Raw genomic sequence first — 13,158 nt, 5'->3', positions numbered from 1 at the left:
CGTTCGTCGCACACTCTCGCAGCTCGGCGTGTGACTGGCGCGACCACGTCATTTTGTGACCTGGCTCTCACTACTGTCTGCAGGCAACTCGCAATCCCGATCACATCAGGAGTTGTCATGACCACATCGAGCCCGGAACGGTCTCCCGCGCGGAAGGCTCCGGACGAGCAGGCGTTCATCGACATGCAGGCGTCCCCGGAGTTCCAGGAACTCCGCAGTCGGCTGCGTCGCTTCGTCTTCCCGCTGACCGGGTTCTTCCTCGCCTGGTACGCCCTGTACGTCCTGCTCGCGACCTACGCGACGGACTTCATGGCCACCAAGGTCTTCGGCAACGTCAACCTCGGCATCATCCTCGGCCTCGGGCAGTTCGTGTCGACGTTCGTGATCACCGCGATCTACGTGCGCTTCGCCAACCGCGATCTCGACCCGCGCGCAGCCGCCATCCGCGACGAGCTGGAAGGCCCGCTCTCATGACCACTCTCGCCGCAGAATCCACCGCGGTCGGTAGCCCGATCCTCAACATCGCCATCTTCGTGGCGTTCGTCGTCATCACCATGACGATCGTGATCCGCGCCAGCCGCACCACGAAGAAGGCCTCCGACTTCTACACCGGTGGCGGTCAGTTCTCCGGTCCGCAGAACGGCTTCGCGATCGCCGGCGACTACCTGTCGGCCGCGTCGTTCCTCGGCATCGCCGGCGCCATCGCCGTCTACGGTTACGACGGGTTCCTCTACAGCGTCGGATTCCTCGTCGCATGGCTGGTTGCGCTGCTCCTCGTCGCGGAGCTGCTGCGCAACACCGGCCGCTTCACCATGGCCGACGTCCTGAGCTTCCGGTTGAAAGAACGCCCGGTCCGCATGGCGGCGGCACTCTCCACGCTGACGGTGTCGCTGTTCTACCTGCTGGCCCAGATGGCCGGTGCCGGTGGACTCGTCGCGCTGCTGCTCAACATCGACGGCAAGTTCGGTCAGGGCGTCGTGGTCGCCGTGGTCGGTGTCCTGATGATCGTCTACGTGCTCGTCGGCGGCATGAAGGGCACCACCTACGTCCAGATGGTCAAGGCGGTGCTGCTGATCCTCGGCGCCGGCATCATGTTCGTGCTCGTGCTGCTGGCGGTGAAGGGCAACTTCTCGACGCTGCTCGCCGACGCACAGGCCAACTCCAGCAAGGACATCCTCGCGCCGGGCGCGAAGTACGGCATCAGCGCGATGTCGCGGCTGGACTTCATCTCGCTCGGTATCGCCCTGGTCCTCGGCACCGCCGGACTCCCGCACGTGCTGATGCGCTTCTACACCGTGCCCACCGCCAAGGAGGCCCGTCGATCGGTCACCTGGGCCATCGGCCTCATCGGCGCGTTCTACCTGTTCACGCTGGTGCTGGGCTACGGCGCGGCCCGGATGGTCGGCCCGGAGAAGATCCTGGCCGCACCCGGCAAGGAGAACGCCGCGGCACCGCTGCTCGCGTTCGAGCTCGGCGGCACGATCTTCCTCGCGGTGATCTCGGCGGTCGCCTTTGCGACCATCCTCGCCGTCGTCGCCGGACTGGCCATCACCGCGTCGGCCTCGTTCGCCCACGACGTGTACGCCAGTGTCATCAAGCGCGGCAACGCATCCGAGGAGCAGCAGGTCCGCGTCTCGCGGATCACCGTGGTCGTCATCGGTGTCGTCTCGATCGTGCTGGGCATCCTCGCCATGGGGCAGAACATCGCGTTCCTGGTGGCGCTGGCCTTCGCCGTCGCCGCCTCGGCCAACCTTCCGACGCTGCTCTTCTCGCTGTTCTGGCGGAAGTTCAACACCACCGGTGCGCTGTTCAGCATCTACGGGGGTCTGATCGTCTGCATCGGGTTGATCGTGATCTCGCCCGCGGTCTCCGGCAAGCCGACCTCGATGTTCCCCGACGCCAACTTCGACATCTTCCCGATGTCGAACCCCGGCATCGTCTCCATCCCGGCAGGCTTCCTGCTCGCGGTCATCGGCACCTGGGTCGGACGTCGTAGGCAGGAGAGCGCGGCGAAGCAGGCCGAGATGGAGGTCCGCTCGCTCACCGGTGTCGGTGTGGAGAAGGCGGTCTCGCACTAGCCCCTCTCAACCCCCACCCCAACCGGGGTGGGGGTTGCCGGCGGGTGTCGCGGCGGCGAACTCTCCGCGCGGCTCGCGGTGATCGTAAATGCATGCAGGCTAATGCATTTGGCCGCAGAACGTAACGAACGTCTCTTTCCGACCATCTGGTGCGATTCGGACGTGTGGTGTTTAACTACCCTGGCTAACTAGTTGTCCAGGGAAGTGGAGCGCTGCATGGTCTCGATCGGAATCGTGGGTGGCGGCGCCGCGGCGGTGAGCCTGCTGCGGCAACTGCCGAACTCCGACCGGCTCGATGTCAGTGTCTACGCCGACCGGCCCCTCGGCCCGGGCCGTGCGTACTGCGAGAACGCCGATTCGGCGATCCTCAACCGCCAGGTGTTCGCCATGTCGGTGTCGGACTCGTGGCCCGACGAATTCCACGACTGGGTTCGGGCACACGCGCCGGAATGGCTGGACGAGGACGAACACAGCTTCGTGCCCCGCAGCCTCTACGGCCGCTACCTGACCGACTCCGCCGACACCGCCGCGTCGCACTTCGGCGAGCGACTCGGCTTTGTCTCCGGACGCGTCATCGACATCGCCCCGCGTGACCGAGGATGGCGTCTGACCGTGGATTCCGGCGACGGCGTCCGGGCGGAGGCAGTCCACGACGTGGTGGTGCTGGCGCTCGGATCGAGCCCGCCTGCCGACCCGTACAACCTGCACGGCGTCGCGTCCTACACACCGGATCCGTACCCCACCAGCGGTTGGATCGACGACGTGGCGGCCACACAGTCGGCCGCCGTGATCGGTACCGGACTCAGTGCCGTCGACGTCGCGCTCGCGGTGCGGGCGCGCGGCTGGCGCGGGCACCTCACGATGGTGTCGCGACACGGGATCCTGCCCGACGCCCGGGCGATCGTCTCGCCGCTGGACTTCGACCCCGACATCTCCGCCCTCATCATGCGGGTCACCCGCAAACGCGGCGGCCTCGAGTGGGAGGACGTCCTGCACATCGTCGACTATCTCGCCCTGGGCGAGGGAATCCGACGATCGGAGGTCCGGGCCGCGTTCCGTGAGATCTCGCAACCGGCCGCCGAGCGACTGGCCGAGATGGCGGTTGCCACCGGATCGGTCGATGTCGCGGTGCAACGCCTGGTCATCGGGATCGCCCAGCACTACGTCAACGAGATCTGGGCGGCGATGACCCGCCCGGCCCGGGCGACGTTCCTGTCCACGACGCACGCCGCGTTCGCGGCGCTGTCGAACCCGTTGCCCGCCAAGAGCGCGCGACGGCTCGGGCTGATGCTCAGCGATGGAGCGTTGAGCATCTCCGCAGGCGTCCGCGACGTGGATCCGGGACGGACCGGTTTCGGCATCCGCTTCGCCGACGGGACCCGGGAATCGGTGGAACACGCGGTCAACGCGACGCGGACCCCGGCCGGAGCGCCGTCGCCGGCCGCCGCGAGCCTGGTGTCGTCGCTGCTGTACCGCGGATTGGCGCAGCGCAATCCCTACGGCGGACTGCGCGTGGACGTCGGTACCAATGCGTTGCTCGACGCGTCGGGACAGGCGGTCCCCGGCATGTACGTGATCGGTGAGATCGCCTCGGGAGATCTCTACTACATCAGCAGCATGGGCAAGATCCGTCGCCGCGCGCGGTCGGTGGCACGCCACATCGCCGACGAATCGATGACGTCGAACCGGTCGGAGGCCACCTATGTCTGAATTGATGTCCCTGCCCCGTCGGCACGCGACGGTGATGTTGCTCGTCGCGGTAATGGTGCCGCAGCTGGGCCTGAGTCTGCTCAACCCGTCGATCCCGGACATGGCCGCCGACCTCGGTACGTCGGTGTCGGCGATCCAGTTGACGTTGTCGGGATACATGGCCGGATACGCGATCTCGATGTTCGCCGCCGGGGTGCTGGCCGACCGCTTCGACGCCCGGACCCTGCAGGTGTGGGGACTGGTGTTGTTCGCGATCGGCGGTGTGCTCGCCGCGACGGCACCGACCGTCGGTGTGCTCGCCGGCGCCCGGGTGGTCCAGGCCATCGGGGGCACCTCGGCGACCGTGCTCTGCCGACTGGTGATCCAGCGGCGCTATCCGGAGTCCGAGCGGATGCAGATCCTCACGTCGCTGTCGATCGTCATCGCGGCGACACCGGCGCTGTCCCCGTTCGTGGGAGCCTCGCTCATCGAGATCGCGACGTGGCGTTCGCTGTTCGGGGTGCTGGCCGCGGTGGGTCTGATCTTGGCGTTCGCGTTCTACCGGCTGGTGCCGTCGGCCCGTCCGACGACGCCGGTCGCGGTCCGACCGTCGTCGATCGCGGCCGGGATCGGTGCGGCGTTGCGGCGCAGCGGGTTCTACTGGCACGCGGCGGTGATCTCGCTGGCCTGGATGAGCTACTTCCTGTTCATCGAACAGTCGGCGTATCTGCTGCAGGGGATCCACCGGGTGTCGCGGATCGAGTACGGACTGCTGCTGATGATCCCGGCGATCGGCTACATCAGCGGCAGCGTCCTGATCCGCCGGATGAGCTCGCACGCCCGCGCCTATCTGCTCGGCACCTCGATCGGCGGGATCGGCGCGACCGTCGTCATCGCACTCGCCGTCTCCGGGGTCGACTCGGTCTTCGCGCTCGTCGTCCCGCTGGCCGTGACGTACGTCGGTGTCGGTGCGGCGATCCCGCACGCGCAGAGCGGGCTGATTTCGCTGAACCTGCCCGCACAGGGAGTCGGTGCCGGACTGTTCTTCTTCGTCCAGATGGCCAGTGGCGCGCTCTACAGTTCGATCATCGAGGCACTGCACCTGCGCACGATCGCCCCCATCGCGATCGCCATCGGTACCCCCGCGCTGGCGTTGATGGCCATCACCCTGACGCGACTGGGGCTGGATCGGCGACGCCGTCCCGCAGCTACCGTCTCGGACGAGGCGCAACCGCGCGAACCCCAGCCCGCCCGCTGACCCGCCAGTTGGGCACGTAGAACCATCAGTTGGGCACTTACCTGCCCAACCGATGGTCGTAGGTGCCCAACTGGCGGGTGTAGGTGCCCAACTGGCGGGTGTAGGTGCCCAACTGGGGTCAGTGCAGGCCGCTGCGGACGAACGCGTTGACGATGTGGCGCTGCAGCACCACGTAGAGCGCGAACACCGGTAGGCAGGCGAGTCCGGCGAGCGCCATCATCGGCCCCCACTGGTTGCCCTCGGTGCCCATGAAGCTGCGCAACCCCAACTGCAGCACGTCGTTGCTGCGCTGCAGGACGATCGCGGGCCAGAAGTAGTCGTTCCACGAGTTGATGAACAGCAGGATGGCCAGCGCGGCGAGGGCGGGTCGCATGTTCGGGACCACCACCGTCCACAGGATCGACCATGAGGAGCGTCCGTCCATCCGCGCGGCCTCGATCAGCTCGGTGGGGAAGCTCGACATGTGTTGGCGCAGCAGCAGGACCGCCAGGGCCGAACTCAGCGTCGGGACGACGACGCCGGCCAGTGAGTTGATCAGCCCGAGCTGGTTGAGCAGGACGTAGTTCGGCAGCATCGTGACCTGGTACGGGACCAACCAGGTCCCGACGAACGCGAGGTACAGCAGGGTCTTGAACCGGAAGTCGTAGACGGCGAACGCATACGACGCCAGCAGCGCGATGAGCAGCTGACCGCAGGTGGACGCGGCCGCGATCAGGAAGGTGTTGGCCATCAGACCCGGGATGTCGACCGCGTCGGCGGCGTCGGCGAAGTTCGCCAACGACAGCGGCCACGGGATGATGCTCAGCGAGTTGACGTCGTCCGGCCTGCGCAGCGAGGTCGCCACGAGCCAGTAGATGGGGAAGATGCAGGCCAGCGCGGTGAGGCCGAGGACGAGGTGTCCCGAGACCCGCCGCCACAGCTGCCTGGAGCGGCTCGCCCCCGGATCGGTGGACGGGGGTGGGACCGTCGGCGGGTCGACCGGACCGGTGTCCTCGACGCGGTCGAGGACGGAGTTACTTGTCATGGAAGGTGATCCGTTCCGAGATCCACACCAGCGCTCCGGCGATCACACCGAATCCGACGAACAGCAGCATGCCCGCGGCCGCGCTGCGACCGGCGTCGAAGGTGTGGAAACCGTAGTCCCAGAGCAGGTAGTAGATGTTGGTGGTGGCCCGCGCCGGGCCACCCTGGGTGAGGGTGTCGATGAGAGGGAAGGTCCACTGCGCACTGAGCAGCACGGTCATCAGGACGAGGAAGACCAACGTGGGTGACAGCAGCGGCAGCGTGATGCGCCAGGTGATCTGTCGACGGGTGGCCCCGTCGAGCTGCGCGGCCTCCTCGTAGTCGTTGTTGATGCCCGCCAGTCCCGCGGCGACCGCGAGGACCGCGAAGCCGATCAGATGCCATCCGGTGATGACGATGATCGCCACCTGTGCGGTGGACTCGTCGTAGATCCAGTTGCGATCCGACCCGAGAACCCGGTTGACGACGCCGGATCCGGGATCGAGCAGCCACCGCCACACCGCGGCGCCCGCCACCGGCGCGACCAGGAACGGTGCGAAGATCAGGCCCTGATAGATCCGCGAGCCACGCGAGGACAACCGTCGCATCGCCCCGCCGACGATGACCGGCAGCACCACGGTGAACGGCAGCAGACCGATGATCAGGACCACGGTCAGCCAGACCGCGTCGCCCAGGTCGGGCATCTCGAACAGCTTGCGATAGTTCGCCGTTCCCACCGACACGATGGGGGAGTCCGGCAGCAGGTTCCACGACACGGTGGACAGCTGCGCGGCCTGCACCAGCGGACGGTAGGTCCACACCACCAGCAGGATGAGCGCGGGCACGAGGTACAGGTAGGGCACCGACGACGATCGCAGACGCGCCAGGAGATTCCGGTCGCGACGAGCGGGCGTCACCGGGGACCCGAGGTCCTTCTTCTCGGTGACGGGAGTGATCGGGGCCTCGACGAACACCCCGGTCACCGCGCCAACGGTGTCAGTGCCCAGAGGCGTTCCATGGCCACCGACCGCGGCTCGCTGTACACCTCACGTGCACCGACCACGTCGACCGCCGTCGCGACCGCGGACCGGCCGAAGACGTCGATGCGGCTGAAGCCGAAACCCACCCCGGCACGGTGACGACCGGCCGGCGGCATCGGGTCGGTGCGGTAGGAGATGGGCGGTCCGATCCACACCGGGATACCGGCGATGGCCGAGGCGCCGGTGTGATGGGCGTGTCCGCACAGGATCATCCGCACGTCGGAACCGGCCAGCACCGACTCCAGCGAGTCGGGGTCGTTGAGGCGCAGGAAGTCCACCGTGGACACCGGCGAGTGGATGGGCGGGTGGTGCAGCACCAGGATCGTGCCGCGCGGGGTGCGGTGCCGCAGTTGATCGGCCAACCAGTCGAGTTGCTCGACCTCCAGGCTGCCGTCGTGGCGACCGGGGGAGGTGCTGTCGAGCACGATGATCCGCAGGTCGCCGACCATGTGCACGACGTCGTACGGGGTGCCCAACTCGTGCGGGCCGACGTCTCTCAGGCCCAGGCCCGTGCGGAACGACGCCCGGTCGTCATGGTTGCCGACGGCGTAGACGACGGATGCGCCCAGTCGGGCCGCCGTGGGCTCCACCATCGACCGCAGGCATTCGTACGCAGCCGGTTTCCCGGCGTCGGCGAGATCGCCCGACAACACGATCGCGTCGACGTTCTGATCGGAGGCGTCGAGATGGGCCAGCACGTCGCGCAGGTTGCGGGTCGTGTCCATCACGCCGTGCACCAGATCACCGGGGGTGCTGAGGTGGGTGTCGGTCAGCTGGATGATGGTGTGGTCGGGCGTGGTCATGAGGCGGGCAGAAGCGAACTCGCCTGCTTCTGAGCGGCCTGGAGGGTGGAGGCGGGGTCGGTGCCCTGGTACACGGCGGATTCGACGGCGGTCATCATGGAGTCCCTGATCTGCAGATAGTCGTTGCCGGGCATGGAGACCCACGGTTCCATGGCCGACAGCTGGGTGAGGTTCGGCTCGAGCAGCGTGTTCTTCGCCGCCCAGGCCTTGAGGCCGTTGGGGTCGTCGATCAGTCCGGTCCGCAGGGGCAGGTAGCCGATGCCCTCGGAGATCTTCGTGTACGCCTCGTTGCTGGTGAGGAATTGGATGAGCTCCCACGACGCACGCTGCTTGGCCGGGTCGCCCGACAGGATGAACAGCGACGCACCGGAGTTCGTTGGCACGACCGGCTTGCCGTCGAAACTCGGCATGGTGGTCGAGCGCAGGTCCCAGTTGCCGCTCTTGGCGCCCTTGACGAACTGGCCCTGCAGTGCGCTGGTCTCGAGGATCATGCCCATCTGACCGCGGGCGAACGCCTCGTACCCCTGCTGCTGGGTGAGCTTCGGTGAGGCACCGGAGCGGACCAGGTTCTGTGCCATCGACACCACCTGCACGGCCGGCTCGGACGCGAAGTCGAGGGACTTGCGATCCTGCGCGAGTACGCGACCGCCGTTGGACCGCACCATCGACTGGAAGCACCAGTCCTTGGCCGACTTGGTCAGGCAGTCGACGTACACGCCGCCCGCGCCGGTGCGCTGGTTGATCTGGGCGGCCGCGGCCTGCACCTGCGACCACGTCTTCGGCGGGTTGTTCGGGTCGAGTCCGGCGCGGGTCATCAGCGACGCGTTGAGGTAGAGCACCGGGGTGGAGAACACGAAGGGGACACCGTAGGTCTGTCCGTCCCAGTTGCCCAAAGTGCGTGCGGTCGGTGCGTACGGGTGGGTGGTCCCGTCGAAGTTCTTCTGGACGGCGTCCTTGCCGACCAGGGCGTCGAGCGACTTCGCCCGCAGCTGGTGGATGGTGAAGTCGAGGTCGGAGAACCCGAGCTGCGCGACGTCGGGGACGGTGCCCGCGGCGAGCTGGTTACGGATGCTCGAGATGGTGTCGGTGGCCGGGTTGGGGCTGTTGCCCTGCGGCTTCTGCGCGCGCACGGTGATGTTCGGGTGCTGATTCTCGAACTCGCCGATCAGTGAGTTGAAGGTGTCGGTCCAGGCCCCGGCCATGCCGTAGTTGTAGCTCTCCAGGACGATCGAGACCTTCTGTCCCGCGGCCAGTTCGGGGACCTGGGCGGTGGTCGAGGTGTCGGAATTGCTGGACAGACAGCCCGCCAGCGTGAGCGACGCGGCGAGCATCGTCGCGGCGAACTTCAGTGTTGCCTTCACGGCTGGTGCTCCTAAGCGTGGATGAGATCGGGGGACGGGCTGGTCTGCTGCCACCGGACGCTGCGTCCGGTGGAGGGGTGGAACAGGCGGATGTCGTCGGTGCCCGCGGTGAGGACCACCGCGTCGCCGACGGCGAGTGCGGCGGTCGGCCCGAGCCGCGCGGTGCGCACGCACATCCGGTCGGTGGACCCGGCCAGTGCGCAGTGCACCAACAGGTCTCCGCCGAGGTTCTCGATGAGATCGACGGTTGCCGTGATCCCGCCGTCGGGGTCCGCGGGCGCGTCGTCGAGCAGGCGCGGCGCGATGTCCATGCGCTCGGGTCGGACGCCGAGGGTCAGCGTGGTGGTGTCGAACGCCGTCGAGTCGTCGGTGATCCCGAGGCGCAGTCGGTCGTCGCCGATACGGGCCAGGAGTTCGCCGTCGACACGCTCGACGTCGACGGTCACGAGGTTCATCGGCGGTGCGCCGAGGAACGACGCGACGAACACCGAGGCGGGGTGGTCGTAGAGCTCGGTGGGGGTGCCCACCTGTTCGACGTGCCCGGCGTTGAGCAGTGCGATGCGGTCGGCCATCGTCATGGCCTCGACCTGGTCGTGGGTGACGTAGACGAACGTCTTGCGCACGCGCGCATGTAGTCCGATGAGTTCGGTCCGGGTGACCGCCCGGAGCCGGGCGTCGAGGTTCGACAACGGCTCGTCCATCAGGAACGCGCCGGGATCGCGGACCATCGCGCGGGCCAGGGCCACCCGTTGACGTTGGCCACCGGACAGTTCGGCGGGGCGCCGGTCGAGGAGCTCGGAGAGTCCGAGGATGTCGGCGACCCGTCGGACCTGCTCGGCCACCGCGGCCCGGGCCACCTTGGCCGAGCGCAGTGGGAAGCCGATGTTCTTCGCCGCGGAGAGATGCGGGTAGAGGGCGTAGCTCTGGAAGACCATGGCCAGGTTGCGATCTCGTGGTGACACCCCGGTGACATCGGTGCCGTCGATGGCCACGACGCCGTCGGAGGGCGCCTCGAGACCGGCGATGATGCGCAGCAGCGTCGACTTGCCGCACCCGCTCGGACCGAGCAGCACCATGAACTCGCCGTCGGGGATGTGCAGGTCGATGGAGTCGAGGGCCGGTGCCGCGGCACCGAACACCTTGGTGATGCCGTGCAGGCCGATCGCGCTCATGCCGGTTCCCCCGCGACGTTCGCGCCTGCGAGGTCGGGACGCAGGGTGCCTGCCGACATCCAGGCGGTGACCACCGGTGCGAGCAGCGCGGAGTCCTGCAGCCAGTCGACGTGCCCGCGGTGGGTGATGGGTGAGTCGCCCTCGATGTGCCAGCGACTCACCGACGCGCTGCGCAGCTTGCGCACCAGGAAGTCGACGTTCGACCGGGGACCGAGGTCGTCGTCGGCCAGCGAGATCGCGAGCACCGGGACGGGGAGCCGGTCGACGAGGGCGTCGTAGTCGAGTTCGGTGCCCGCCGGCCGATAGTGGCTGGTCAGCGAGTGGCGGGACCAGTCGACCATGACCCGTCCGGCCATCGGTCCGGGGATGAGCACGCCACCGGGCCACGAGCCGCGTACCCGGGATACCATGCCGATCCACTGGATCTGCGAGAGTGCCTCGAACCAGCGACGCGGTCCGAACGCGCGCCAGAACACGGTGCCCGTGCCGATGATGGTGACCGAGGCGATCGACGGTCGGGTGTCGGTGGCACCGAACTCGGCGGCCGCGCGCAGGATCGCGAGCTGCCCACCGACGCTGTGCCCGAACAGATGTACACGCTCGACGCCGAACTGCTCGCGGACCGCCGCGATGAGCGCGGGCAGGTCCTCCTCGAGCATCTCGCGGTAGCCGAAGTTCGGGCTGTCCTCCAGCGACGGCCGGGCCTCGCCCTGCGCGCGCAGGTCACACGTGGCGACCTGTGCGCCGGAGGCGGCCAGGGCACCGGCCAGCGCGCGGTAGTGCTTGGCCTTCATGGCCATCGCGGGCAGGATCAGCACCACCGGTGCGCCGGCGACCGGATTGCGCCACAGCCGCAGCGTGATGGTGACGCCGGGCGCGGTGGTGACGACCACCGATTCCCTCGTGTCCGGCTTGCTCGCGCGCTGTGTCGACGTCTCGGGGGCCGATTTCTCGGGGGCGCTCATGCGCCGGCCTGCGCGTCGATGTCGATGAGGTCCACGACGTAGTCGAAACCGAACTTGGCGACGACGACCCCGTCGGCGTTGTGCACCCAGGCCTTGGCGGTGAGCTCGTGGCGGCCGTCGCCGGTGGCGGCGAGGATCGGTGCGAGTTCCCGCTTGTCGACCGAGGCGATCGTGGTCAGCACACCGGTGGCGGGCTTGCGGTAGGTGGCGGTCGCCGAGCGCAACACGAGTCGCTCGACCCGCGCCAGCCGGGTTGCGGCCGCCCCGACGAACGCGGCGGCCCCGGCGATGTCGGCGGCGGTGTAGATCGCGCCGGCGTGCACGGTGCCCATGTGGTTCTGGCCGCTGCGCTCCCCGCCGATCTCGACGATCGCCTCGTCGGCGGTGACCGCGGTGATGACGGTCCCGACGTGCTTGCCGAACGGCACGATGTCGTCGGAACGCTGCCGTAGCAGGTCGTAATCGGGTGCGCGGAAGTCGATGTCGGTGCCCAGGGCGCGTGCGAACGCGCCCAGACGGGTGGTTGTCGATGCGGTCATGGGGTCCTCCCGGAGATGGTGGAACGTGATGGGTCGGCGAGGCGCCGGGGTCTCAGCGCAGGGATCGCAGGGTGCGGCGCGCGATCGACCAGCGCAGCACCTCGGTGGGTCCCTCGTAGATGCGGAAGGCGCGGCTCTCGACGAGGAACCGCGCGACAAGGGAGTCCTCGGCCACCCCGAGCCCGCCGTGCAGTTGCACCGAGCGGTCGAGGATCCGCCACACGGCCTCGGCGACGAACGCCTTCGCCACCGTCGCGGAGTGTCGGGCCTCCGACGCCGCGGGCCCCTGTTCGTCGATGAGCTCGGCGGCCCGACGGATCAGACCGCGGGAGGCGGCGATGTCGATCTCGCTGTCGGCGATGAGTCCCTGCGCCAGACCGTTGTCGGCGATGGGGCCACCGAACGAGTGGCGGGAGTTGATGTGTCGCCCGGCCATGTGGTGTGCACGCACGGCGAGTCCGAGCCAGTTGATGCAGAAGATCAGCCGCGACGGCGCGAGGCGGGCCTGGGCGTGAAGCATGGCCGTCCCCACCTCGCCGAGGACTGCGGAATCGTCGACGACGCAGTCGACGAAGGTGACCCGACAGTGTCCGCCGGTGACGCAGCGATCGAGGGTGCGCATGCGGCCGTCCACCCGGACGCCGGGGTTGTCGGAGTCGACGAGGAACATGGTCGGTCCGTTCGCGGTGTCCGCGAAGCAGATGAAGAACGCGGCGCCGTCGGCTCCGGTGGTGAAGTGTTTGGCGCCGTTGATGATCCACCCGGTCGGGGTCTTCTCGGCCGTCGTGGCCAGCATCGACGGATCCGATCCTGCGCCGGGCGCCGGTTCGGTCATCGCTATCGACGATCGGACCAGGCCCGAGGACAGCGGCGTCAGGTAACGCTCCCGCTGCTCGGGGTTCGCGGCGTGGCTCAGCAGATCGATGTTGCCGTCGTCGGGGGCCGAGCAGTTGACCGCGGTCGGGCCGAGCAGGCTCGCGCCGGCCGCATCCATGACCACGACGAGTTCACTGGCGGTGAGGCCCAGTCCGCCGTACTCCGGGGCCGACAGCGGTCCGAAGACCCCGGCACGCTTGGCCGCGGTCTGCAGTTGGATGCGCAGGTCGTCGGTGACCGGGCGTTCGTCGACGATGACCTCACGCTCGACGGGCAGTACTTCCTCGGTGATGAACTCGGTCATCCGGTCGGTGAGACCGGTGAGATCGACGGCTCCCATGGTGGAGGTCATTGCGTGCGTTCCCTTCGCTGCGC

General features: G+C 68.2%; 12 protein-coding genes. 4 read left to right on the top strand and 8 right to left on the bottom strand.

Translation table 11 applies throughout. The features are described from left to right. Nucleotides 1–117 precede the first annotated feature (117 nt). The 4 genes from IEV93_RS15970 to IEV93_RS15955 all read left to right on the top strand — a co-directional run bounded on the left by IEV93_RS15970 (nt 118) and on the right by IEV93_RS15955 (nt 5,025). Nucleotides 118–474, top strand: coding sequence for a DUF485 domain-containing protein (locus IEV93_RS15970; protein WP_188490958.1), 357 nt, complete (start codon nt 118–120; stop codon nt 472–474). Then, nucleotides 471–2,078, top strand: a complete 1,608-nt coding sequence (locus IEV93_RS15965; RefSeq protein WP_188490957.1) for a monocarboxylic acid transporter — start codon at nt 471–473, stop codon at nt 2,076–2,078. Before IEV93_RS15970 ends, IEV93_RS15965 begins: the two co-directional genes overlap by 4 nt. A 216-nt stretch (nt 2,079–2,294) precedes the next feature. Further along, nucleotides 2,295–3,788 (top strand): FAD/NAD(P)-binding protein, encoded by a 1,494-nt coding sequence (locus tag IEV93_RS15960; protein ID WP_188490956.1) that lies wholly within the window; start codon nt 2,295–2,297, stop codon nt 3,786–3,788. Beyond that, entirely contained in the window at nt 3,781–5,025 is a 1,245-nt protein-coding gene (locus IEV93_RS15955; RefSeq protein WP_188490955.1) for an MFS transporter, read from the top strand. The genes IEV93_RS15960 and IEV93_RS15955 overlap by 8 nt, the downstream gene beginning before the upstream one ends. Before the next feature lie 118 nt (nt 5,026–5,143). On the opposite strand, the gene IEV93_RS15950 is transcribed toward IEV93_RS15955, so the two are convergent. The 8 genes from IEV93_RS15950 to IEV93_RS15915 are packed head-to-tail and all read right to left on the bottom strand — an operon-like array spanning nt 5,144 to nt 13,135. Next, nucleotides 5,144–6,049 (bottom strand): carbohydrate ABC transporter permease, encoded by a 906-nt coding sequence (locus IEV93_RS15950; RefSeq protein WP_188490954.1) that lies wholly within the window; start codon nt 6,047–6,049, stop codon nt 5,144–5,146. After that, nucleotides 6,039–7,001 (bottom strand): carbohydrate ABC transporter permease, encoded by a 963-nt coding sequence (locus IEV93_RS15945; RefSeq protein WP_371873863.1) that lies wholly within the window; start codon nt 6,999–7,001, stop codon nt 6,039–6,041. Before IEV93_RS15945 ends, IEV93_RS15950 begins: the two co-directional genes overlap by 11 nt. A 5-nt stretch (nt 7,002–7,006) precedes the next feature. Continuing rightward, nucleotides 7,007–7,870, bottom strand: coding sequence for a metallophosphoesterase (locus tag IEV93_RS15940; protein ID WP_188490953.1), 864 nt, complete (start codon nt 7,868–7,870; stop codon nt 7,007–7,009). Next, nucleotides 7,867–9,201, bottom strand: coding sequence for an ABC transporter substrate-binding protein (locus IEV93_RS15935; protein ID WP_188491650.1), 1,335 nt, complete (start codon nt 9,199–9,201; stop codon nt 7,867–7,869). The genes IEV93_RS15940 and IEV93_RS15935 overlap by 4 nt, the downstream gene beginning before the upstream one ends. A gap of 41 nt (nt 9,202–9,242) precedes the next feature. Continuing rightward, nucleotides 9,243–10,403, bottom strand: a complete 1,161-nt coding sequence (locus tag IEV93_RS15930) for an ABC transporter ATP-binding protein (RefSeq protein WP_188490952.1) — start codon at nt 10,401–10,403, stop codon at nt 9,243–9,245. After that, nucleotides 10,400–11,368 carry an alpha/beta hydrolase family protein gene (locus IEV93_RS15925; protein ID WP_188490951.1) on the bottom strand — a complete coding sequence of 323 codons (969 nt, stop codon included), beginning with the start codon at nt 11,366–11,368 and terminating at the stop codon, nt 10,400–10,402. Before IEV93_RS15925 ends, IEV93_RS15930 begins: the two co-directional genes overlap by 4 nt. Then, nucleotides 11,365–11,907: a YiiD C-terminal domain-containing protein gene (locus tag IEV93_RS15920; RefSeq protein ID WP_188490950.1), complete on the bottom strand. Its 543-nt coding sequence runs from the start codon at nt 11,905–11,907 to the stop codon at nt 11,365–11,367. Before IEV93_RS15920 ends, IEV93_RS15925 begins: the two co-directional genes overlap by 4 nt. Before the next feature lie 52 nt (nt 11,908–11,959). Further along, the gene (locus IEV93_RS15915) at nt 11,960–13,135 is read right to left on the bottom strand and encodes an acyl-CoA dehydrogenase family protein (RefSeq protein ID WP_229705230.1); all 1,176 of its coding nucleotides are present in this window, start codon (nt 13,133–13,135) and stop codon (nt 11,960–11,962) included. Nucleotides 13,136–13,158: the final 23 nt, after the last annotated feature.

Source organism: Williamsia phyllosphaerae, assembly GCF_014635305.1.
Lineage (GTDB): Bacteria > Actinomycetota > Actinomycetes > Mycobacteriales > Mycobacteriaceae > Williamsia_A > Williamsia_A phyllosphaerae.
The sequence above is the reverse complement of the archived record's forward strand: the minus strand, read 5'-3'. Positions and strand labels throughout refer to the sequence as shown.